The sequence below is a fragment of the Mycobacterium sp. ML4 genome (genome assembly GCF_054515735.1).
Map to the genome: position 1 here is coordinate 87,092 of NZ_JBTNSY010000016.1, position 23,150 is coordinate 110,241.

The window sequence follows — 23,150 nt, forward strand, 5'->3', positions numbered from 1 at the left end:
GCAGAGCACTCAGATGCCCGGTGACGAGCGATTGCTCTCACGCTGTCGCCGAAGGGACAGGGTGTTCCGGACCGGCTGGACTGTCAACCGCACTCAACTTTACGCGTCCTGCGGCGCCCGGCAGGGTGGGTGAGAGTTTGTTCTCAACCGGGTTGGGATTGTCAGACGGTGGGTACGGCGCTTCGCTGCGCGAGGGCAACCTCGCGATCAGTCACCAGGGTCCGTAGACGGCATCGTTGGCCTGACGCAATGCGCTGACGTAATCCCAGCGTTCGCGGGTGGTCTCATCAGCACCGACGGGTGTGGCGAGCAGTCCGCGCAGTTCGTCGACGCTGCGGTACCCCTTGCGCCGCATCCACTCAGACAAACCGTCGAGCAGCACGGCGGCGTGATCCGGGCCGTGGCGCAGCAATGCTGACGCCGTCATCACCACGTCCGCGCCGGCCAGCAGGTACTTGATCAGCTCCACAGCGGTCTCAACGCCGGTCGTCGCGGCCAGGGAAGCGCCAACCCGTCCGCGCAGCAATGCAATCCAGGTCAGCGGTAATCGAATCTCCGCCGCGGTGGACAACGACACCGACCGCACCACGGTGAGGGTCTCCGGGTCGATATCGGGCTGCAGGAATCGGTTGAACAGCACCAGTCCGTCTGCACCGGCCTGGTCCAGCCGGCGCGCCATGTCACCCGCCGCGCTGAAGTACGGGCTGAGCTTCACCGCAACCGGCACCGTCACGGCCTCCTTGACTCCCGCAAGGATGTCCAGATGGCGCTCTTCGACATCGCGGCCGCCGATATTCGGGCCACCGGGCACGTAGTAGATGTTCAATTCGATTGCGGCCGCACCGCATTCCTGCATCGCCCGGGCATAGCGGGCCCATCTGCCAGGAGTGCTGCTGTTGAGGCTGCCGATCACCGGAACCGAGACCGCGCCTGCCGCGCGCTCCAGGAGGTTCAGGTAGCGGCGCGGGCCATGATCCTGACCTGCTGCCGGTGGGAGGTAGGTCAACGACTCGGCGAAGCTCTCGGTGCCCGCCTCGGCCAGGCGTGTGTTCTGGTCGGCCTCGCGGCGCAGTTGCTCTTCGAACAGCGAACAGAACACGACAGCGCCGACTCCGGCATCCGCGAGGCGCCGGACACCGTCGACGGTCTGCGGCAGCGGGGATGCCGCCGCGACCAGAGGGTTGAGCAACCTGAGATTCAAGTAGGTGGTCGACAGGTCCATCAGCGTCCTCTGCGGGCGTCGGCGTCGAAGTGTTCGGGACCGCGGGATGCCATCTCCTGATAGACGTTCCAGCGCCGCGAGTTGGCTTGTTCGGCGAGGCCGAGCAGCCGGTCGTATTCGGCCGGATCGGCATTGGCCAGCGCGCGGTACCGCAGTTCCCGGGTGCGGTAGTCGGCCAGCGGTATCCGTGGCTGATGTGAATCGAGCAGGAACGGGTTCTCACCGGCCGTGCGCAGCACCGGGTCATAGCGGATCAGCGGCCAGTGCCCGCTGGCCACGGCGCGGTACTGCTGGTCCAGCCCGTGCCGCATGTCGATGCCATGCGCAATGCATTGGCTGTAGGCGATGACCAACGAAGGGCCGTCATAGGCCTCTGCCTCGCGGAACGCCTGCAAAGTCTGTTGCGGGTCGGCGCCCAGGGCGACCCTGGCCACGTAGACGTTTCCGTAAGAGATCGCTTGCAGCGCGAGGTCCTTTAACGGCACTGTCTTTCCGGCGGCGGCGAACTTGGCCACCGCGCCCAGCGGGGTCGCCTTCGACATCTGACCGCCGGTGTTGGAGTACACCTCGGTGTCGAGCACCAGCACGTTGACGTTGTGCCCGCTGGCCAGGACATGGTCGAGGCCGCCGGAGCCGATGTCGTACGCCCAGCCGTCGCCGCCGACGATCCACACACTGCGCCGGACCAGGTGGTCCACCACGCTGCGGAGGTCACCGGTGATGGCGGGATCGAGCTCGTCGATATGTCGCCGCAGCTCGGCCAACCGCTGCCGCTGAGCGTTGAGCTCAGACTCCCGCAGCTGCGGCGCCGCCAGAATGGCGTCGACGAGGTCGGCGCCGAGCGCGTCGCGTAACTCCCACAGGTGCCGGCGGGCCAGCTGGGCGTGCGTGTCGGCGGCCAACCGGAAGCCGAGCCCGAACTCCGCGTTGTCCTCGAACAGCGAGTTGGACCACGCAGGACCGCGCCCGTCGGCGTTGGTGGTCCACGGCGTGGTCGGCAGGTTGCCGCCGTAGATCGACGAGCACCCGGTCGCGTTGGCGATCATCAGCCGGTCTCCGAAGAGCTGCGAGAGCAGCTTGAGGTAAGGCGTCTCGCCGCACCCCGCGCACGCGCCGGAGAACTCGAACAGTGGCTCCAGGAATTGCGAGCCGCGCACGGTGCCGAAGTCCACCTGGGACCGGTCACTGACCGGCAGGGTCTCGAAGAAGGTGATGTTGTCGCGCTCGGTGGCCAGCCGCGGCTCGCCGGGAGCGAGATTGATCGCCTTGGTCACGGTGGTGCCGGGAACCACGACCGGGCAGGCCTCGACACAGAGGCCGCAGCCGGTGCAATCCTCGAGGTATACCTGCAACGAGTACCGGGCGTTCGGTAGCCCGACGGCATCCAGCGGCGCCGACTCGAACGTCTCCGGCGCACCGTCCAATCGGGACTGGTCGTAGTATTTGGACCTGATCACGCTGTGCGGGCACACGAAGCTGCAGTTGCCGCACTGAATACAGCTGCCCGGATCCCAGACCGCCACCAGTTCGGAGATGTTGCGCTTCTCATAGGCGGTGGTGCCACTGGGGTAGGTGCCGTCCACCGGAAGTGCGCTGACCGGCAACGCATCTCCGCGCCCGGCCATCATCTCCGCGGTCACGGTCCGCACGAACTCCGGCGCGTCGGCGGGCACCGTCGGTACCGGCATACGCAAAGAGGTGGCCTCGCTCGGCAGCTCGACGCGGTGCAACCCGTCCAGCGCGGCGTCGACCGCGGCCAGTTCGCGCCGCAGCACGTCGGCGCCGCGGTCGCCGTACATTCTTGCCACGGAGTCCTTGACGCGAGCGGTCGCCTGCTCCCTGGGCAGGACGGCGGAGACCGCGAAGAAACACGTCTGAAGCACGATGTTGATCCGTCCGGCAAGTCCGACTTCGCGGGCAATCCGGCCGGCGTCCACCACGTACAGCGTGATCCGCTTGTCCAAGAGCTGTTGTTGAACGGCGCGCGGCAGCGCATCCCACACCTTGTCCGGCTGATGCCTGCAGTTCAGCAGCAGCGTTGCCCCCGGGGCGGCCCGGCCGAGCACGTCGACATGATCGAGGAACCGGAACTGATGGCAGCCAATGACATTGGCCTGACTCACCAGATACGGTGCCCGGATCGGATCAGGTCCGAAGCGCAGATGCGACTCGGTCTGCGAACCCGACTTCTTCGAGTCGTAGACGAAGTACCCCTGGGCGTGCAGACCCTGCAGTGACCCGAGGATCTTGATCGTGTTCTTGTTCGCGCTGACCGTTCCGTCCGAGCCCAGCCCGAAAAAAATCGCTCGTACCGTATCGGGCGACTCGATGTCGAAAGACGGGTCGTAGGGGACGCTGGTACCGGAAACGTCGTCGTCGATACCGATGGTGAATCGTCGCCGCGGATGCTCACGAGCGAGTTCGGCGAACACACCGGCGACCATCGCGGGCGTGAATTCCTTGGAGGACAGCCCATAGCGTCCACCGGTGACACGAGGCATGGTGGCCCGCTCCGCGGCGGCATGCGACTCGGCCAGCGCCGCAACGACATCCAGGTACAACGGCTCGCCGAGCGAACCGGGCTCCTTGGTGCGGTCCAGAACACCGACCGTGCGCACCGTTGTCGGCAGGGCGTCGAGGAGCGCTCTGGTGGGAAATGGGCGGTACAACCGGATCTGCACCACCCCGACCCGCTCGCCGCGTTCGGTGAGGGCAGCGACGGTTTGCACCGCCGTCTGGCCGCCCGAGCCCATCAGCACCAGCACCCGCTCCGCCTGCGGATGCCCGGTGTATTCGACACTGTGCATCGTGCGGCCGGTGCGTTCGCCCAGCCGGGCCATCAGGTCGTCGACAACACCGGGAACCTTGGCGTAGAACGGGTTTACCGTCTCCCGTGCCTGGAAGTAGACGTCCGGGTTCTGCGCGGTGCCGCGAATGAAGGGGCGCTCGGGAGACAGCGCCCGTCCGCGATGCGCCCAGACCAACTCCTCGGGCACCAGCGCCCGCAGGTCGTCGTCCGACAGCGTCTCAATAGTGTTGAGCTCGTGCGAGGTTCGGAATCCGTCGAAGAAATGTACAAACGGCACCCGGGTCATCAGCGTGGCCGCCTGTGCGACGAGCGCCAGGTCGTGTGCTTCCTGCACCGAGGCCGCCGCGAGCAGGGCGAACCCCGTCTGCCGTACCGCCATCACGTCGGAATGGTCGCCGAATATCGATAACCCCTGCGCTGCAACAGATCTGGCCGCCACATTGATGACGGCCGAGGTGAGTTCGCCGGCGATCTTGTACATATTCGGGATCATCAATAACAGGCCCTGCGACGAGGTGAAGGTCGTGGTCAGCGCGCCGCTCTGCAGCGCGCCGTGCAGAGCGCCGGCCGCTCCGCCCTCGCTCTGCATTTCGACCACCGTCGGGACACTGCCCCACACATTGGGCCGTCCCGCGCTGGACCATTCGTCGGCCAACTCGGCCATCGGCGATGACGGCGTGATCGGGTAGATGCAGCACACCTCGTTGAGCCGGTACGCGACCGAAACGGCAGCCTCGTTGCCGTCGATCGTGGCACGCGTCATGTCGGTTCCGGGAACATGTCGATGGCGTGTACCGGGCACTGATCGAAGCAGACCGCGCAGCCTGTGCACTTGTCGTAGTCGAACTTGTACCGGTGCCCCACACCGAGTTTGATCACCGCGTCCTCCGGGCACGAGCCGAGGCAGCCGTCGCACTCGAAACAGTTGCCGCATGAGAGGCAACGCCCCGCCTCGTAGGTCGCCTGCTGCGCCGACAACCCGCCGACGACCTCCGCGAAACTCTCGACGCGCTTGTCCGCCTCGAGTTCGGGCTGCTCGCGTCGCGTGGCATCACCGAAGTACCAGAGGTGCAGCAAGTCGAACGTCGCCGTCGGATGTTTCGCCGGACGGTCTGCTGTCGTGTTGCCCAGCCACGCATGGATGTGGTGGGCGGCCTTTTTCCCGTGCCCGACGCCGACGGTCACGGTGCGCTCGCTGGGGACCATATCGCCGCCGGCGAATACACCCGGACAGCCGGTCATCAATGATTCCGAGACGCGCACGCTGCCGTCGCGCTCGAATTCGACGCCGGGCAGTGTCCGCATGAATGCCGACTCCGTCTCCTGGCCGAGCGCCATGATCACGGTGTCGGCGGCCAGCGTCTCAAAGCGTCCGGTCGGGCGGGGATAGCCGGAGTGGTCGAGTTGCATGACCTCGACCTGCACTTCCGGACCATCGAAAGCGCTGATCGTCCGCAGCCAGTTGATCCGCACGCCCTCCCGTTCGGCATCCTGCGCTTCCGCCGGGTGGGCGGGCATCTGTTCGCGAGTTCGGCGGTACACGATGACGGTGTCTTCAGCGCCGAGGCGACGGGCGACCCGGGCGGCGTCCATCGCGGTGTTGCCGCCGCCGTAGACGGCCACGTGGCGCCCGATCGCCGGTTTCTCGCCGGAGGCGACATCGCGCAGAAAGGACACCGCGTCCATCATCGTTCCGGCATCGCGAGCGGGGATATCCACACGTTTGGCCAGGTGCGCACCGACCGCGACGAACACCGCGTCGAAGCCGCCCTCGTCCCGCTCGGCGGCGAGATCCTCAACGCGATGATCGCAGGTTATCCGCACGCCCAGGACCGCGATCCGGTTCAGCTCCGCATCCAGCACGTCGCGGGGGAGCCGGTAGCTCGGGATGCCGTACCGCATCATCCCGCCGGGGATCGCGCCCGCGTCGCGGATCTCGACCTCGTGCCCCAACCGCGCCAAATGGTAGGCGGCCGACAGGCCGCTCGGCCCAGCGCCGATGACCAGGACCCGCTTGCCGCTGCGAGCAGACGGTGGTTCGAACATCCAACCCTGCTTCCACGCCAGGTCGCCGAGGAACCGCTCCACCGCGTGAATCGACACGGAGCTGTCGAGTTGGGCACGGTTACAGAGGTTTTCACACGGGTGGTAGCACACCCGACCGTGGATCGCAGCGAACGGGTTGTCGGCGACGAGTTGGCGCCAGGCTTGTTCGTGCCGGCCGGCGGTGGCATGGGCAAGCCAGGCCTGGATGTTCTCTCCGGCGGGGCAGCCGGCATTGCAGGGCGGCAACAGATCGACGTAGACGGGCCGGCGCACGCGTACCGGCCCGGTCCGGGATCGGCCGTGCAGCAGATCCGGAAGCGGCGTCAGATCCCGATCCCGTGCCGATCCGGTTGCGGGCCCATCGGGCGCGTCACCGCTCATTGAGCCGGCACGAGCTGACCCTCCACCTCCAGGACGTGGCGGGTGGTCTTGATCACCGTGTCGGGATTCAGGCTCATCGACTCGATACCGAGCCGGACCAGGAATTCGGCCATGTCTGGGTAATCCGAGGGCGCTTGCCCGCACAGCCCCGAGTGAATCCCATTGCGACGGCAGCCCTCAACCGCCAGGCGGATCATCTGCTTGACGCCCTCGTCGCGTTCGTCATAGTCGAATGCCACAATTTCGCTGTCACGGTCGACGCCGAGAGTGAGCTGAGTCAGGTCGTTGGAGCCGATGGAGAAACCGTCGAACCGCTTTGCGAATTCATCGATGAGGATCACATTGTTCGGGATCTCGCACATCGCGTAAACCTTGAGCCCGTTCTCGCCCCTGCGCAGTCCGAGGTCGGCCATCGTCTTGAGAACGAGGTCCGCCTCGGCGAGTCGGCGCACGAAGGGAAGCATCAGAATCACGTTGGTCAGGCCCATCTCCTCACGCACGCGCCGCATGGCGCGGCACTCGAGCGCGAAGCCCTCGGCATAGGCGGGATGCGCGTAGCGCGACGCCCCACGGAACCCGATCATCGGATTGCTCTCCGGCGGCTCGAAAGCGGCTCCGCCGACGAGGCTGGCGTACTCGTTGCTCTTGAAATCCGACATCCGCACCACGACCGGCTTGGGCCAGAACGCGGCCGCAATGGTGCCGATTCCTTCAGAAAGGCGTTCCACGAAGAACGCGCTGCCGTCTGGGTAGGCCTGCGTGAGCCGATCGATCATCCGGCGCGCCTCGGGGTCGTCGACCTTCTCGGGGTACAACAGGGCCAGCGGGTGTACGCGGATGTACTCGCTGATGATGAACTCCATCCGAGCAAGTCCCACACCGTCGTTCGGCAAGAACGACGTCTTGAACGCGAGGTCGGGGTTCCCGAGGTTGAGCATGATCTGAGTCCGGGGCCGTCTCAGATCTGCCACTTCGGTGCGGTCCACGTGGAAACCCACCTGACCCCGGTACACGCGACCGGTGTCGCCCTCAGCGCAGGACACCGTCACAACTTCGCCGTCGGGGACACGGGTGGTCGCGTCACCGGTGCCGACCACTGCGGGAATGCCCAGTTCGCGAGCGATGATCGACGCGTGGCAGGTGCGACCGCCGCGGTTGGTGACGATGGCCGCGGCGGTCTTCATCACCGGCTCCCAGTCGGGTGTCGTGGTGTCTGCGACCAATACTTGGCCCGGCTCGAATTCCTCGAGCTGGGTTAGGTTGTCGATCCGTTTCACGGCACCCGAGGCGATCCGTTCGCCAACCGATCGGCCCTCGGCGAGTATCTCGCCCTTGCCCTCGAGCGAATAGGACTCCAGCGCCGTCGCACTGTGCTGGGACGCCACCGTCTCCGGGCGGGCCTGCACGATATAGAGCTTGCCGTCCAGACCGTCCTTGGCCCATTCCATGTCCATCGGCCGCCCGTAGTGCTGTTCGATCGTGCACGCGTAACCGGCCAGCTCCAGCACGTCTTCATCGCTGAGGCAGAACCTGGCCCGGTCGGCCTTCGGGGTGGGAATGTTTCGTGTGGTGTTCTTCGTTTCGCCCTCGACGAGAATCATCTTCACGGCTTTGTCGCCGATCAGGCGGCGCAGAACGGTACGGTGCCCGGCGAGATAGGTCGGCTTGTGGACGTAGAACTCGTCCGGGTCGACGGCACCCTGGACCACGTTCTCGCCGAGGCCGTACGCGCCCGTCACGAAAACTGCGTCCCGAAAGCCAGACTCGGTGTCGATGGAGAACATGACGCCCGACGAAGAGATATCGGAGCGGACCATTTTCATCACGCCGATCGACAGCGAGACCTTGAACTGGTCGAAACCCTGGTCGATTCGATAATGAATGGCGCGGTCGGTGAACAGGCTGGCGAAGCAGCGGCGACACGTATCGAGCAGGCTTTCTTCACCTTTGATGTTGAGATACGAATCCTGCTGGCCGGCGAAGCTGGCCGTCGGCAGGTCCTCGGCGGTAGCCGAGCTGCGCACCGCGAGGCTCACGTCCTCGCCGTACTCCTGCTGAAGCTTGTGGTAGGCGTCCAAAATCTCGGTTGCCAGATCGTTTGGAAGGCCGGCGCCGTAGACAATCTCACGGGCGCGCTTGCCTTTACGCGCCAGCGCGGCGACGTCGGCGGGATCGAGTTCATCGAGTTCGGCATGCAGCCGGTCCCACGCGCCGGCCTCGTCGAGCATGTAGCGGTAGGCCTGGGCGGTGATCGCGAAGCCGTGCGGGACGCGGACGCCCTGGCTGGAGAGCTTCTGGAACATCTCGCCCAAGGAGGCGTTCTTGCCGCCCACGAGCGGAACATCCTCAATGCCGAAGTCCTCGAAGAAGCGTACGTAGGTGGATGTGCTCATGGCCTGTCCTTTCTAGCGTGGGAAAGCAATCGGTGGCGTCGAGTCGACTCCCGTGCGATGCATCCTTCGAATTCGCCACGCGCCCGACACCGCATCCCGCCAGGGGTGCCCGGCGTGGGGAGGTAGATTCCCGTCCGGCCGGTCGGGTATCCCGCAGTAGCCGCGGTCACCTGCGATCACCATGCCAACCTCCCACGGCGTCATGTGCGGTGCCAGGGCCGAAGGTCACTCGTCGGCGACGACGTCGTGCCTCCGGGGCACGATCTTCGGGGCCCGTCCCGGGAGGTCGGCGCGAAATGTGTTGTGTCGGTAGTCATCATCGCGAACGGTTCCGGCGGAGATCGGTGCCGCCTTCGGACGTGCCCGTCAGGGCGTCTGCGCGGCGCGTGACCTGCCGCGAATCCAGGCGCAGCCGGTGAGAGTGAGCACGAGTGCCGCAAAGAACCCTCCGGCGATTCCTGAAATGAGTAGTGGCAGTTGCCCTGTTGGCCCCCATAACAGACCGGCCCACAGGCCGGCCGCCAGTACAGCGAAGCCCGTCACGCCCTGGAATACGCCTTGCGCGCTCGACTGCAGCTCTGCGGGAACAAGGCCGGAGATCCAGGCTTTTCCGACGCCGTCCGTGCATGCCGTGAACAGTCCATACAACCCGAGGATGAGCCATGCAGCGACTTTGTCCGTGGTCAGTCCGAGCCCGGTATAGCCGACCGCGAAAAAGACCATGCCCATTCCGAACACGGCAGGTCTCGGCAAGCGGTCGGCGAGCGAGCCGGCCGGGTAGCTGCACAACGCATAGACCATGTTGTATCCGACGTAGGCCAGAATGACTTCGGCCACCGAGAATCCGATCTGTTTGAGGCGCAGCAGAATAAGGGCATCCGGGAAGTTCACGACACCGAATGCGGCCAGCAGCCCGATCGTCCGCCAGTACCGGCCGGGCAGTTGCCGGAAGGTCGCCGAAATCGGTGGCCGTCGTGCATGCTCGACCGATCGACGGCGCTCCCGAACCCATGCGACCATCACCACACTCAGCACGGCCGGAATGACCGCGATGTAGAGCAGCGGCGCGATCTGATGGTCGAAGAACTCATACCCGGCAAGGCCGATCAGCGGTCCGACAACGGCGCCGAGGGTGTCCATCGTGCGGTGAAACCCGAACACGCGACCGCGGCTGCCTTCGTCGATTCCGTCCACCAGCAGCGCATCACGCGGTGCGCCGCGGACACCTTTGCCGATGCGGTCGACCACGCGTCCCGTCAGCACCCCGGGCCATGCACCTGCCATCGCCACGATGACCTTGCCCAGCGCGGCCAATCCGTAGCCCACCGCGATCAGCGGACGCCGGGCAAACCGGTCTCCGAGCGGTCCGGCCGTCAGCTTGGTCAGCGACGCTGCTCCCTCCGCCGCGCCTTCGACGGCGCCTACGACGGCCGGAGGTGCACCCAGCACCGCGGTGAGGTAGATCGGTAACAGTGGGTACAGCAGCTCGCTGGCGGCATCTTGCAGGAATGAGACGGCCGACAACACCCGTACGTTGCGAGTGAGCCAGCTGGTGCCGGCTGCGTGATCCATCATGGCGCCGGGCGGCCGGTGCTGATTGTCTGGCGAGTCTCGGCGAGGCACGAAGTGCGATCGTAGCGCCCGGGCACGCGCCGGAGTTGCTCAACCGGGGAAGCTGACGGTGGTCCCGGGCATCAGCTGCACGACTCGACCGTGGCATTCCACTTCGACTCCGGCCGCGGCATCGCGTGGATCCACACTGATGATCACGCCCTTTCCGCTGACCCGCAGGTGTAGGTGCAAACCGCGGTAGCGGATCGGGAATGCCAGCACACCAAGGTTTTCCGGCCAGTACGGGGACAAAATGATGCGGTTGGACCGGGTCTCCATACCCGTGAAGCATCGTTGCATGAGGTCGACGCTGCCCGCCATGGCGGCCAGGTGTACGCCTTCGGATGTGGTGCCGCCCTGGATGTCGGAAACGTCGGACTTCAGCGCCTGCTGGAAAAATTCCATCGCCCGATCTCGGTTGGCCCGGGCGAGCACCCAGGTATGGACCACACCGCTAAGCGTCGACCCGTGTGACGTGCGGGCCAGATAATAGTCGACCATGTCGGGGACCTTGTCGGGTAGCAACCGGTAGCCGAGACGATCGAGCAGCTCACACAACTCGGGTACCGACATCAGGTAGAGCAGCATCAGCGCGTCTGCCTGCTTGGAGGCCTTGTAGCGGTTCACGTCGTCGTTCTCGGCCTCCAGGATGCGGTCCAGGCGTTGAATATTGCCGTACCGCCGTCGGTAGCCGTCCCAGTCCAGCTCCTGCAGATCACCGTATCCTTCGAACTGACTGATGATGCCATCGTGGAACGGGACGTACATGCGCCGGCTCACGTCATCCCAGTGCGCGAGTTCGTCCCCTTGCAGGCCCAGTGTTTCCAGCAGGTCGAGTCGGTTGGGCAGCGGCAGCAGCTTCAGTGCGTCGAAGGCCCGCATGATCACCCAGACGGCCATTACGTTGGTGTACGCGTTGTTGTCGATGCCGTCGTAGGGCGCGTCGGGGTAGCCCGAGTGGAATTCGTCGGGCCCGATGACACCGCGGATGCTGTAGCGATCGCGTTCGCGGTCGTAGGTGGCCCTGCTCACCCAGAAGCGTGCGATCTCCGTCAGCAACTCGGCACCGTAGTCGATCAGGTAGGCGAGATCGCCGGTCACTTGATAGAACTTCCATGCGCTGTAGGCGACGGCGATGCCGATGTGGTGCGCCCGGGCGCTGGAGTCGGGGTTCCACCGGCCGCTGCGCGGATTGAGGTGCAGGCGTTGACTTTCCTCGCGTCCATCGCTGCCGGATTGCCACGGGAACATCGCACCGGAATAGCCTGCCGCCTTGGCGGCTTCGCGGGCTTCGGGCAGGCGCCGGTAGCGGTATCCGAGAAGTGACCGGGTGATCATCGGCAACCGCAAGTTCAGTACCGGGAAGATGAACAGCTCGTCCCAGAAAATGTGCCCGCGATATGCCTCACCGTGCAGTCCGCGGGCCGGTAGCCCCACGTCGAGGTCAGAACTGTTGGGGGAGACCGTCTGCAGCAGATGCAGCAGATGCAGCCGCAGGATGCGCAATTCGTCGGTGAAGTCTTCGAACTCGATGGACAGGCGCTCCCACAGGTGTACCCAGCTGGTCCGGTGCCCGTCGAGCAACTCGGCGAACCGGCCTAGCCGGTGCAGGCAGCGCTCGGCGTCGACGGCGGGTTCAGACGTCGCGACATCACGACCGGTGAACAGGGTCACGATCTTCTCCACGGTCAACGCGTCGCCGGCTGACACTTCGACAGCCATCTCGTGACCGATTTCCGACGCGTCATCGACCAGGCGGTAGGTAGCCGGGACCGGGCTCCCGTCGCGCCACACCACGTTTCGGGCCGCCATGGCGATCGGCACACGTGACTGACTCGTCTGAACCGTCAGCAGCACGGCGTTGTCGGACAGCTCCCGTTTCTCGAGCAACACGAGATGATCCTTGGCCAAGTCCCGGTAGCGCTCCACCAGCGAGTTCGTGACGTTGCCGTCCAACATCGAGCGTATCTCGAGTTTGCCCGACCAATCCTCGGCGACGATGGTCGTCTGCAGGGCAGCGACGTGCGGCATGTGCATCGCGACGAAACGTTGCTGCTTCAGCGAACTGGTGCGTCCCGCGTCGTCGCAGAAGCGCACCTCCCTGGTCAGTACGGCACCGCGGAGGTCGAGGGTTTGCCGATAAGACAGCACCCGGACCGTGTCGATGTCGAACCAGCTACCGCCATCGACCCGGAAGGTCAGTGCGAGCCAGTTGGGCAGGTTGACCAAGCTCTCGTTGTCGACTTCGGTGCCCGATACGTCGTCGACGAGACGGTTGTAGATCCCACCTGCGTAGGTTCCCGGGTAATGCACTTGACCGGCTTTGGACTCGGGTGCGGCGCCCCGGGTAGCGAAGTAGCCGTTTCCCAGCGTGCACAGTGACTCTCGAAGTTTCTCGGCCTGCGGATCATACCCCTCGTAGGTGAAATCCCAAGCCTTGGTGGATGACTCATGCTTGTTGATGAGCCAGTTCGAACCGCGCCGGACGAACTCCCGCACCTGGTCGGGACTCTGCAGACTGAAACGGGCGGCTGTCTTGCGGTCGCCGTCCTCGTCATGGCGCACCACAATTCCGATACCGTCGAATTCGACTGCCTCGAAGGCGTCTTCGTCGGTGAGGTCGTCACCGATGTAGATGGGCAGCAGGGAACCTGTAGGGTCGATGCGGTCACGAATCCAGGCGAGCGTCGTCCCTTTGTCCCAGTCGATGTCAGGACGCAATTCGACCAGCATCCGCCCGTTGGTGACACGTAAGTCATCGCGTTGTCCGAGTTTATGCGTGGCAGAGACGATCTCACCGATATGCTCCGGCGCGACCTCTCGGTAGTGGACCGCGACGGCGAAGCGCTTGTGTTCCACCCGCACCCCGGGAATCTGTGCCAGCGCTTCGCTCAACTCGGCCGCCGCCCGCTCGAGGAGCCCCACGGCCGCAGCGGCCGCTTGGTTTCGGTGGCTGGTGCCGTCCGGCTCGGTGAGCTCGAAACCGTGACTGCCCGCAAACCAGATGCCCGGGATCGGCACCCTGGCGCGGATATCGGCGAGGTCGCGACCGCTGAGTATGGCAACGGGGCATTGTGATGCCAAGGTCTGTAACGCCTCGGCGGCTCCCTCGACCAGAGTGGCGGCGCCGGGATCGGCAACGATGGGGGACAGGGTTCCGTCATAGTCGAGGAACAACACCGGGTCTCGGGCGTCCAGAACACCGATCAGCTGACCGTATGACGTCACCGCATCCGCGAGTTCCGACATCCGCCGGTCACCCCGACGGACGCTGACCTCCTCCAGATCCGCAACGACGACGTCGGCGCCGCGCGACCGTAGTTCGTCGGCATTGCCGGCGCGGTCGACGCCGATGACGAGTGCGAAGCCGCCGTCGTGCGCCGCAGCCACCCCCGCACCGCCGTCGTCGACGACGATAGAACGTTCCGCGCGCACACCGAGTTCGCCGATGAGGTCGGCGAGGACCGATCCGAGTCCGCCCTCGGCGCAGACACCGAAAAGGTCGTCGATCCCCGCGGCTTTCAAGAGTTGCTGACCGCCCGGGCGCAACGCATAGACCGCGCTGACGACCCCGGCGTCAAGCAGTCTGCGCACCAGCCTGACCGTCGCGTCGACCACGGCGACACCGTCCACGACGGCGTCGAGGTTGAAGATCACAGCGTCGTGGTAGCGCGGGTCGACAGTGACGGGCGACGTCACGGCAATATCTTTGTCTGAGAAACGGATTGTGCTCGCCCGCTCGCCAGGAGCGGGAAGAGGCCGGATGTGATGGCCGCGGTATTCGTTTCCCGCGTCGCGGGCGGCGTCATTGCCATGGGTTCTGCTCTCCGGGGACGTTGTGAGCGCTGAGTGAATCCGACCAGTTGACCCGGGGGCGGCGGTAGGGACGGAAGTCCCGCGCCGAAGGGTCGTTTGTCGGCTCCGAACCCCAGACCGTGCGAAGCCGGGTCTCGAATCGTCCGAACGTACCCAGGCTGCAAGGACCTTGTCCTCTGCCGCTGCGCCTCACAGGGCGGGCAGACTCGAGTGGCCGGCAACCGATGCCGCGCCAAGACCTTAGAGTCGCGAGGAGATCGCCATGGCCATCCGGGTGGGTGTGAACGGCTTCGGCCGGGTCGGTCGAAACTTCTTCCGTGCGGTGGATGTGCAACGCGCGGCGGGCACCACCGACATCGAGATCGTCGCGGTAAACGACCTGACCGACAACAAGACTTTGGCGCATCTGCTGAAGTACGACTCTGTCCTGGGACGCTTGCCGCACGAGGTGTCGGCCGACGGTGACGACCTCATAGTGGGTGAGCAGCGGATCAAGGCATGGTCGGTCCCCGACGGGCCCGCCGCGCTGCCGTGGGGGGATCTCGGCGTGGACGTCGTCATCGAGTCGACCGGCCGGTTCACCGCCGCGGAGCAGGCGCGCGGTCACCTCCATGCCGGAGCCAAAAAGGTGGTGGTGTCCGCGACGTCGAAGGGCGCGGACCTGACCGTTGTCATGGGCGTCAACCACCGCGACTACGACGGCACCCAGAGCGTCGTGTCCAACGCATCCTGCACGACGAACTGCCTGGCGCCGATGGCCAAGGTGCTGGATGAGGAGTTCGGGATCGAACGGGGCCTGATGACCACCATCCACGCATACACCCCGGACCAGAATCTGCAGGACGGTCCGCACCGAGACCTGCGCCGGGCCCGGGCCGCGGCCATCAACGTGGTACCTACCTCAACCGGGGCCGCCCGCGCGATCAGCGTGGTGTTGCCACAGCTCAAGGGGCGGCTCGACGGGTATGCATTGCGGGTGCCGACGCCCACTGGCTCCGCCACCGATCTGACCGTCACCGTTCGAGAGCCGGCCACCGCCGAGGCCGTCAACGCCGCCTTTGCGGCCGCCGCCGACGGTGAGCTGAAGGGCTTCCTGACCTACACCGAGGACCCCATCGTCTCTTCGGACATCGTGACAGACCCGTCGTCGTGCATCTTCGACGCAGGGCTCACCAAAGTCACCGGCGACCTGGTGAAGATCGTCGGCTGGTACGACAACGAATGGGGATACTCCCACCGCCTCGCCGACCTGACCCGCTTGGTGGCATCCACTCTGTAAGACCCTCGCTCAGGGCCGGCGGCTTATCGGCTTCGTGATCCACGAAACGCTATCCGGCCGAGTCATTCTGACAAACACCGTGTAGACGGTGAGTGATCATGAAGCCAGTGGTGCTCTCCAGCGCAGCACCGTCCCTCCGCCGGGATCGTCCCTGACGGTGAACGCGCCGCCAGCCTGCTGCGCATGATGTTGCAAACTGGTCAGGCCACTGCCGGTCATGTCGGCTGGGTCGCCCCGACCGTTGTCTACAACCTCGATGCACACGTCGTCCTCGACCTTGACGGTCACCGCCAGAGTAGTGGCACCCGCGTGCCGGACAGCGTTGCTGAGGGCTTCGCGCACAACGGCTTCAACATGAACGGCCAGTGCATCATCGACAACCGACAAGGGGCCCACGAACTGAACCGTGCTACCTGGTTCGGATCCGCAGAACTGCGCGGTGTGAAAGTCATTGCTGCACCGGCTGTTTCCACGAAAATCATGTCTGTCGCGCCCGATGTGGGTTCGTCATCGGTGGTCGCGATGGCGACCAGTGCGATGTCCGCCATGGTTAGTTTCAGCGCTTGCCGGGCGATGGGCCGATACACGGTGGGAGGTATCGGAGAGTAGTTCAGTGCCGCCTCCCGGCGCTTCACCGCTTTGACAACAGACATTGGAAACTCCTTCCAATCCAAATGCAGACGGCAACGATCGGCGCGTTCGCGATGATCCTGAGGGGTGCCCCGCTCGGCGCGCCGGCGGTGGCGGCACGCGTGGCGGGCGCGGCTGTCATCACTGCGGAATTTCGCGACCCCGCCGCAACGGGTTCGGGCCGGGGTCTATCTGTCGAACGCGGGCGTTCGCGAAGAAATAATGTGCGTGACGTGGTCATGGTCACCTGACGCGAATTCGATCACCGGCGTGTCCGGGTCGGGAGCCGATGTTCAATGAGCTAAGCGGCGTACAGCTGAACTCATCCCGGACGGGCTGCATTCTCAGCACCCATGACGTTACACCGCTGACGACAGCGGGTAGCCGTCGGTCAGCCCATTTTCGGGGACGCGGTGGAACGCGGCCGCGACACTCAGCGGCTGCCCGCTGGATCAGCGCCTCAGCGTGCCTGGGTCGCAGCCCCCGGAAGGGTATTACTTCTGGCGACGGCGCTACCCCAACAGCGGCGCCGACTGCACCGGCAGACGTCTTACCTGTCGACTGGTCTCGCTGAACGATCGACCCGGTCGGTCAGCGAAAATCAGCGCACCGTCTCGGGGATCGAATTCAGCGCATGAAGTACATGTACCGCAAGTTCGCGGGCCGCGGCCTCGTCAAGGGAGGAATTCGCTTTCAATGTCTCTTCGACGAGTTCTAGGCGAATTTCGTAGGGCGAGCGAAGTCGTTCTTTAGTTGGCATGATTTTTCCTATTCCGCCGAGTGCAGTCACTCACAGAAAATCGCTCGACAACAGCCATCCTACTGCTTGGACATTCGGCGCATCCGCCGGCATAGCCGCTTCGCCGATCGGCTCGCGCGTGCGAGTGATCTGTAACGGGGATCCGGTTCAGTCTCCGGGATTTTCGCGTTTGATCCCCGGTCGCGGGTTTCTCCGCTGCGCATCGACCGCTGCATCCGCGAATACCGAATATGCGAACCACCCAATGTGCGCTGATTCGAGGTTGTACACCCCCTTCTGATCCGCCGAAGGTATCGGCCCGTTAGGGCTCGAATTCGTTGGTAGGAGCGGCACTTGACGGCAAGCGACATCGGGTCCACGCTTGGGCGGCCGACGTGGACGGCCGCATCGCTGCACCGGATATCGTCGCCTACTACACTTCCGATACATGGCGTAGCGTAATAGGGTTGATGAGTGATCAGCCCCGAAGACGGCCGGTATGTACATACCTGCCCCTTGTGTGAAGCCATGTGCGGCTTGGATATTCGAGTCCAGGACGGCAAAGTCGCCGGCATCCGCGGCAATCGCCATGATGTGTGGAGCCGCGGGCACATCTGCCCGAAGGGTGCCACGCTGGGAGCCCTGCACGAAGACCCGGACCGGATACGTCAACCGCATATCAAGGTCGCCGGGCAATGGCAGCAGGTCAGCTGGGACGCAGCGTTTCGTCGTTGTACCGAATTGCTCACGCCGGTGATCCGCGAGTACGGCATCGGCGCTGTCACGGCGTACACGGGCAACCCACTGGCCCACTCATTCTCTCTGGCTCGCTACGCGGGCGTACTGCTGGGCATGTCGGGCATACCAGTCACCTATTCGCCCGGCACAGTCGACCAGTGGCCCAAGAACCTGTCATCGCACCTGATGTACGGCTGCTGGTGGAACTTCCCGGTACCCGATATCGAACACACCGACCTGCTGGTGATCATGGGCGCCAACCCGGCGGCATCCCAGGGGTCGCTGCTGGCGGCGCCGAACGTGATGGGGCTGATCGACGGAATTCGTCAGCGCGGCAAGGTGATTGTGATCGATCCGGTGCGCACCCGCACCGCCGACCACGCCGACGAGTGGCTGCCGATCGTACCGGGCACCGACGCGGCGCTGCTGCTGGCCGTCACGCACACACTGTTCGCCGAGCACCTGGTGGCCCCCGGACCGTACGTCAGCGGCGTGGACACGATGCGCCGCGTCGCGCAGGACTGGCCGCCGGGCCGGGTGAGCGCCGTCACCGGCATCGAAGAAGAACGTATTCGAACGCTGGCTCGTGAACTGGCCGGCACCGAGAAATCGGTCGTATACGGCCGCATCGGGTTGTGCAATCAGGAATTCGGAAGCCTGGCCAGCTGGCTGGTCGACGTCGTCAACATCCTCATCGGGCATTTCGACATACCGGGCGGCGCGATGTTCCCGCGGCCGGCGGCCTGGTCCATCACTACCCAGCCGTTGCCCGGCCTGGAGGATGGTGCGCCCGGGTTCGGCCGGTGGCACACGCGGGTGCGCGGGGCGAAGGAAGTGCTGGGCCAGGTTCCGGTGTCGTGCATGGTCGAGGAGATCGCAACTCCGGGGGAGGGGCAGCTCAAGGCGCTGATCACGATCGCCGGGAACCCGGTGTTGTCCTCACCGGGCGGTGACAAGCTCGACGAAGCCTTACCCATGCTGGAAGCGATGATCTCCGTTGACAATTGGGTGAACGAGACCACGCGCCACGCCGATGTGATCCTGCCCGGCCTGTCACCTCTCGAGCAGCCGCACCACGATGACCTGGTGCTGCAGTTCGCAATTCGCAGCTTCGCCAACTACTCGGCACCGCTGTTCGACCCGGGTCAGCGGCCACATGAGTGGGAGATCCTGATCCGCCTCACCGGGCTGTGCACCGGCACGCCCGCCGAGGACGTCGACGTCGGCGCGATCGACGACGGCTTCTTCGATTATCTGGCATTCACGCAGGGATTCGACGGGGCCACCCTCCGCCGGCACTACGAGCACGGCGGTCCGGAGCGAATTCTGGACCTCACCCTGCGCACGGGCCCCTTCGGCGATCGCTACGGCGACAACCCGGGCGGCCTGACCCTGGACCTACTCAAGGCCAATCCGAACGGAATCGATTTCGGTCCGATGGTTTCGCAACTGCCGGACATTCTCGGCACCGCGGACAGGAAGATCCGGCTCGCACCGCAGTACCTGCTTGACGACCTTCCGCGGCTGGCCGCCCGATTGGAACGCCCCGCTGATCCGCTGGTCCTGGTGAACCGCCGGCATCTGCGGTCCAACAACTCGTGGCTGCACAACGTGCCCGCGTTGATGAAGGGCAAAAACCGCTGCACGCTGCTGATGCATCCGGCGGACGCCGCCCGTTGCCGTGTCACCGACCGAGACGTCGTCACGGTGAAATCCGAGTCGGGCGAAATCCAGGTGCCGGTTGAGATCACCGACGCAATCAAGCCCGGCGTAGTGTCGATGCCGCACGGCTGGGGTCACGACAAGCCGGGGACCCGGTTGTCGGTAGCCAATGGCTCGCCGGGCGCCAACACCAACGTGCTGTCACCGCCGACCCTGATCGACGAGCCATCCGGCAATGGAGTGCTCAACGGAATCCCGGTGTCGGTCAGCTGAGGCCGCAGTGTCGTTCACGCGCCGGCCACCGGTGCCGCCGCGAGGTCGAGGTGTTTGACACGCCCATCCAGACGGCGTGCGAAGGTCGGCAACGCCACGTTGACGATGGTGGCGTCGCCGCCGGCCACGAAAATGCTGAAGTACAGCACGCCGACGGCGATTTTCGGGCGTACGCGAGTATTCGTGTCGGGCGGAAGCTCATAAATCTGCAAAACTTGAGCGCGCCCGGAAGGCGTACAAGGACTGGCAGGCCGCGCTAAGGCCCGTTAGCGATCAGCTGATCTGCCGTGGCGCGCATCTTGTCGGACAGCCGCAGCAAGTCGTGCTCGCCCACCCCGTTCGGAAGCGCGTAGGCCACTTGACGCAACTCGACGGCGTAGTTGCGCAACTGCTGGCGGAGTCGCGTCTCAACTGTCTGCATGACGCCTCCTATCGACGGGATCGGCGAATTCCTGATCGACCGGACATTTTGAATCTATGCCGTGTGCCCAGGGGTCCGCGACGCAGGCAGCTGGTTTTTACGAGAGATTGACGAGGCATTCACAGTCTGGATCCTTCGGCCGCATCTCGGATACACCCGCTCGTCACCAGCGACACCCTGGCGGACCGTCGTCGGTGGCCGTGCGGCCTAGCCGGAATCCCCGAATCCGGGTTCCTCGTATCCGTCATCGATGATGACCGTTTCCTGCTGTTCCTGCCAATCCGCCGGGCTCGCCTCGAGCGGTACCTCACCGGACACCCGGGCCCCATCATCGTCGTCGTCAGGCGTATCGGCTGCCGAACGCAACTGCTCGGCCGCATCGGCGGTGGGCACGTCGTCGGGAAACGGACTGTCAGGTTCGGGCATGGACGCCAAGTTACCCGGTGCGAGCCGATGGCAACGCCGCCGGTGCGCTGCACCGGCCCATCCTCGGTTTCCGCCGGTGTCCTGCGGGCTACTATGCCGCCATGGCGCTCGACGAAGGATCCACGTTCGCTGGATACACCATCATCAAGCGGCTGGGATCCGGTGGGATGGGTGAGGTCTACCTGGCCAGGCACCCGCGACTGCCCCGCCAGGATGCGCTGAAAGTCCTCAAGGCGGACGTATCGGCCGACCGCGAATACCGGGAGCGGTTTGACCGCGAAGCCGACACCGCGGCGACGTTGTGGCACCCGCACATCGTCGCGGTGCATGACCGCGGCGAGTCCGAAGGCCAGCTGTGGATCGACATGGACTACGTCGACGGCATCGACGCGGGGGAGCTGCTCGAGCAGCGGTATCCCAACGGCATGCCCGGTCCGGAAGTCGTCGAAATCATCACCGCGGTCGCCGATGCGCTCGATTATGCCCACCTCAACAAGCTGCTGCACCGCGACGTCAAACCGGCGAATATCCTTATCGCTCAACCGGATTCGCCGGATCGACGGATCCTTCTGGCCGACTTCGGGATCGCCGGTCTGGTCGGCGAATCCACCGGGTTGACCGCAACCAACATGACGGTCGGCACCGTGGCCTACGCGGCGCCCGAACAGCTGATGGGCGGCGACCTGGACGGGCGGGCCGACCAGTACGCGCTTGCCGCCTCGGCGTTCCAGCTGCTCACCGGAGCTCCGCCGTTCCAGCATTCGAACCCGGCGGTCGTGATCAGTCAACACCTCAGCGCTTCGCCCCCGGCCATCGGCGAGCGCAGCCCTGAATTGTCGAATCTGGATCCGGTCTTCGCCAAAGCGCTGGCCAAAGATCCCAAGGATCGCTACCTGCGGTGCATCGACTTCGCGCGGGCGCTGAGCCACAACTTGGGCGGCACCGGCGAACCCGATGAAACGAGTCTGTCGCTGCCCGCTGTCGCTGCATCGGCACACAAACGCTCGCTGGTAAGACCCGCCGTCATCATTCCGGCGTTATTGGCCGCCCTGCTGGTCGTCGCAGTTGTTTTCGCATTGCGGGAATATCTGCGTGCCGACAAGGAAGAGCATGCCGCGCACGGCCCACCGGCGACATCGTCGGCGACTGCGCCGATACCGGGGGCGGGGGGCCCACCGATTGTCACGCCCGAACCCGAGATCCCGGTCGTCGCGATAGGGGCCGATTGTTTTCCGCTGGGCAGCCTCGGGACCACGAAGACCGGTGCGACCGCTTACTGCTCGACCATCCAGGGCACCGACAAGAGCATTTGGTCCTTGACCGAGGGCACCGCGGCCAGCCCGACCGTCAGCTCAGCGCCGGAACCGAACGAAACGCCGCCTCCCGGCGAGCAGGAGACACCCATACGGGTCTGCATGCAGCAGACCGGGCAAACCAGGTTGCAATGCCTGCAGGAAATCCGCCGGAGCAACGGCAGGCCGTAAGAGTCGAGTGGCTCGGCTGTCAGACGCAGCCGCTGACGCTGACGCGCCGCCCGACGTTCGCGCACACGTTGACGTTGGGAGCCGGCGGCGGGGGCGGCGGGTAATCCTCCGGCAACGGCGCGTAGTCCGTCGGCGGCGGGGCGTACGGGGCGACGGCGTCGGCGATGTTGGTGCAACCGCTAACTGAGATGCGTCGTCCGGCGTTGACGCACACGTCGGCCATCGCCCTCCCGGTTGGCTGTACGAGGTCGAACACCTCAGGTGCGGCGAGGAATGCCAGCGCCGCAACGGCAACCACAGCGCCGCCCCGCGTCCAGGAACCCATGCAGATCTCCTTTCGGTGAGCGTCTCATCATATTCGCGCGCGCCGCGTCAGACCCGGCGAACCGGGGGCGCGGACCAGTCACCGGTGATGATCTCCGGCCGGGGGAGAAGTCGGTTGCGTGGGGCGGATTGACCCGCAGCAGGTCGGCGGCACAGGAGAAGTAGTCGAGGGCTGTCATGCCGTCGACGACCTTGAGCGGTTCGGTCGTGATGTCGGCGTTTGGATCGGGTGTGACGTCGATTTTCGGTCCGAGCTCGGTCAGGCGGAATCCGTCCTGCACTTTGTGCACCGCCGCATAGTCGTCGGGTCCGTTCGTCTGGGTCCGGCCGATAATCCAGACATGGGGCGTCGGCGCGGGGACAACGGTTGACTCTGCCGGCGGATGCCCGGAGTATCCGGGGCCGGTGATCACCAGATCCAGCGGCCCCGTCCCCGTGGTCCGTTTGCCGGGATTGGCGAAAACATCGGTCCACATGTCGATCATCGGCAGCATGTAGAAGCGATCGTCGGTGTCGCCGGCTTGCAGACGGACCGGTCCGTGGCTCAAATCGAGCCAGGCGATCGAGTAGAGCGTGTCGAAGTTGGGCCGTACCACCGAACGGAACGCGGCAGGCGGGAACTGCCGCACATGAGAGAACTGGTTGGGTGGGCCGAACCCGGGCCGCGAGCCGGGTGCCGCGGAGAACGCTTGAAGCCGTGTGACGTTCATGGTGACCAGCGGATAGAAGTAAACGAACGCTTCGTAGCTCAGCGTGCGCAGATCGTCGGATAAGGTGGTCAAGTTCTCTCTCCCAGGGCCGATACGCCAGCGGCCTGCAGGATAGAGCCCGCTAGATCGAATGTCAGCGAACGCAGCGGCTTCGGGGCCACCACGTACGTCTGACCAGGCCCGCCG

15 protein-coding genes and 1 pseudogene are annotated in these 23,150 nt (G+C 65.2%); 3 read left to right on the plus strand and 13 right to left on the minus strand.

Annotated elements, in window-relative coordinates:
* Nucleotides 1-211: 211 nt before the first annotated feature.
* The 6 genes from ACX9NE_RS18900 to otsB form a co-directional block, all read right to left on the minus strand.
* A complete protein-coding gene (locus ACX9NE_RS18900; protein ID WP_459362579.1) occupies nt 212-1,222 on the minus strand; it encodes a dihydroorotate dehydrogenase-like protein in 1,011 nt (336 codons plus the stop codon).
* On the minus strand, nt 1,222-4,794 hold the full coding sequence (gene nifJ / locus ACX9NE_RS18905; protein WP_459362578.1) for a pyruvate:ferredoxin (flavodoxin) oxidoreductase: 3,573 nt from the start codon (nt 4,792-4,794) through the stop codon (nt 1,222-1,224). The genes ACX9NE_RS18900 and nifJ overlap by 1 nt, the downstream gene beginning before the upstream one ends.
* The gene (locus tag ACX9NE_RS18910; protein ID WP_459362577.1) at nt 4,791-6,458 is read right to left on the minus strand and encodes an NAD(P)-binding protein; all 1,668 of its coding nucleotides are present in this window, start codon (nt 6,456-6,458) and stop codon (nt 4,791-4,793) included. Before ACX9NE_RS18910 ends, nifJ begins: the two co-directional genes overlap by 4 nt.
* Nucleotides 6,455-8,851 (minus strand): phosphoenolpyruvate synthase, encoded by a 2,397-nt coding sequence (ppsA, locus tag ACX9NE_RS18915; RefSeq protein WP_459362576.1) that lies wholly within the window; start codon nt 8,849-8,851, stop codon nt 6,455-6,457. Before ppsA ends, ACX9NE_RS18910 begins: the two co-directional genes overlap by 4 nt.
* A 366-nt stretch (nt 8,852-9,217) precedes the next feature.
* Nucleotides 9,218-10,423 (minus strand): MFS transporter, encoded by a 1,206-nt coding sequence (locus ACX9NE_RS18920; RefSeq protein WP_459362660.1) that lies wholly within the window; start codon nt 10,421-10,423, stop codon nt 9,218-9,220.
* Between the two features lie 90 nt (nt 10,424-10,513).
* Nucleotides 10,514-14,161 carry a trehalose-phosphatase gene (gene otsB / locus ACX9NE_RS18925; protein ID WP_459362575.1) on the minus strand — a complete coding sequence of 1,216 codons (3,648 nt, stop codon included), beginning with the start codon at nt 14,159-14,161 and terminating at the stop codon, nt 10,514-10,516.
* A gap of 379 nt (nt 14,162-14,540) precedes the next feature.
* Here otsB and gap point away from each other — a divergent pair, with 379 nt between their 5' ends.
* On the plus strand, nt 14,541-15,557 hold the full coding sequence (gene gap, locus ACX9NE_RS18930) for a type I glyceraldehyde-3-phosphate dehydrogenase (RefSeq protein WP_459362574.1): 1,017 nt from the start codon (nt 14,541-14,543) through the stop codon (nt 15,555-15,557).
* Between the two features lie 96 nt (nt 15,558-15,653).
* On the opposite strand, the pseudogene ACX9NE_RS18935 reads toward gap, so the two are convergent.
* Nucleotides 15,654-16,007 (minus strand): annotated as a pseudogene (locus ACX9NE_RS18935) (sensor histidine kinase); the annotation flags it as partial.
* Between the two features lie 781 nt (nt 16,008-16,788).
* Complete coding sequence (locus tag ACX9NE_RS18940; RefSeq protein WP_459362659.1) at nt 16,789-16,947, minus strand: DUF6307 family protein; 159 nt, start codon at nt 16,945-16,947, stop codon at nt 16,789-16,791.
* Between the two features lie 453 nt (nt 16,948-17,400).
* Here ACX9NE_RS18940 and ACX9NE_RS18945 point away from each other — a divergent pair, with 453 nt between their 5' ends.
* Entirely contained in the window at nt 17,401-19,599 is a 2,199-nt protein-coding gene (locus ACX9NE_RS18945; RefSeq protein WP_459362573.1) for a molybdopterin-dependent oxidoreductase, read from the plus strand.
* 14 nt (nt 19,600-19,613) lie between these two features.
* On the opposite strand, the gene ACX9NE_RS18950 is transcribed toward ACX9NE_RS18945, so the two are convergent.
* The 3 genes from ACX9NE_RS18950 to ACX9NE_RS18960 form a co-directional block, all read right to left on the minus strand.
* A complete protein-coding gene (locus ACX9NE_RS18950; protein WP_459362572.1) occupies nt 19,614-19,748 on the minus strand; it encodes a hypothetical protein in 135 nt (44 codons plus the stop codon).
* Nucleotides 19,749-19,855: 107 nt separating this feature from the next.
* Complete coding sequence (locus ACX9NE_RS18955) at nt 19,856-20,020, minus strand: hypothetical protein (protein WP_459362571.1); 165 nt, start codon at nt 20,018-20,020, stop codon at nt 19,856-19,858.
* 207 nt (nt 20,021-20,227) lie between these two features.
* Nucleotides 20,228-20,446: a hypothetical protein gene (locus ACX9NE_RS18960; protein WP_459362570.1), complete on the minus strand. Its 219-nt coding sequence runs from the start codon at nt 20,444-20,446 to the stop codon at nt 20,228-20,230.
* A gap of 101 nt (nt 20,447-20,547) precedes the next feature.
* On the opposite strand from ACX9NE_RS18960, the gene ACX9NE_RS18965 reads away from it, so the two are divergent.
* On the plus strand, nt 20,548-21,930 hold the full coding sequence (locus ACX9NE_RS18965; protein ID WP_459362569.1) for a serine/threonine-protein kinase: 1,383 nt from the start codon (nt 20,548-20,550) through the stop codon (nt 21,928-21,930).
* Between the two features lie 19 nt (nt 21,931-21,949).
* Here the strand turns inward: ACX9NE_RS18965 and ACX9NE_RS18970 are convergent, their stop codons facing one another.
* Together ACX9NE_RS18970 and ACX9NE_RS18975 are read right to left on the minus strand one after the other, a co-directional pair.
* Complete coding sequence (locus ACX9NE_RS18970) at nt 21,950-22,255, minus strand: hypothetical protein (protein ID WP_459362568.1); 306 nt, start codon at nt 22,253-22,255, stop codon at nt 21,950-21,952.
* Entirely contained in the window at nt 22,188-23,036 is an 849-nt protein-coding gene (locus ACX9NE_RS18975) for a DUF1254 domain-containing protein (protein ID WP_459362567.1), read from the minus strand. Before ACX9NE_RS18975 ends, ACX9NE_RS18970 begins: the two co-directional genes overlap by 68 nt.
* Between the last annotated feature and the right edge of the window lie 114 nt (nt 23,037-23,150).

Excerpts from the sequence above, each read along its gene's own strand:
- ACX9NE_RS18900 (WP_459362579.1), bottom strand. The coding sequence starts at position 1,222 with ATGGACCTGTCGACCACCTACTTGAATCTCAGGTTGCTCAACCCTCTG.
- nifJ (WP_459362578.1), bottom strand. The coding sequence starts at position 4,794 with ATGACGCGTGCCACGATCGACGGCAACGAGGCTGCCGTTTCGGTCGCG.
- ACX9NE_RS18910 (WP_459362577.1), bottom strand. The coding sequence starts at position 6,458 with ATGAGCGGTGACGCGCCCGATGGGCCCGCAACCGGATCGGCACGGGAT.
- ppsA (WP_459362576.1), bottom strand. The coding sequence starts at position 8,851 with ATGAGCACATCCACCTACGTACGCTTCTTCGAGGACTTCGGCATTGAG.
- ACX9NE_RS18920 (WP_459362660.1), bottom strand. The coding sequence starts at position 10,423 with ATGGATCACGCAGCCGGCACCAGCTGGCTCACTCGCAACGTACGGGTG.
- gap (WP_459362574.1), top strand. The coding sequence starts at position 14,541 with ATGGCCATCCGGGTGGGTGTGAACGGCTTCGGCCGGGTCGGTCGAAAC.
- ACX9NE_RS18940 (WP_459362659.1), bottom strand. The coding sequence starts at position 16,947 with ATGCCAACTAAAGAACGACTTCGCTCGCCCTACGAAATTCGCCTAGAA.
- ACX9NE_RS18955 (WP_459362571.1), bottom strand. The coding sequence starts at position 20,020 with ATGCAGACAGTTGAGACGCGACTCCGCCAGCAGTTGCGCAACTACGCC.
- ACX9NE_RS18960 (WP_459362570.1), bottom strand. The coding sequence starts at position 20,446 with ATGCCCGAACCTGACAGTCCGTTTCCCGACGACGTGCCCACCGCCGAT.
- ACX9NE_RS18965 (WP_459362569.1), top strand. The coding sequence starts at position 20,548 with ATGGCGCTCGACGAAGGATCCACGTTCGCTGGATACACCATCATCAAG.
- ACX9NE_RS18970 (WP_459362568.1), bottom strand. The coding sequence starts at position 22,255 with ATGGGTTCCTGGACGCGGGGCGGCGCTGTGGTTGCCGTTGCGGCGCTG.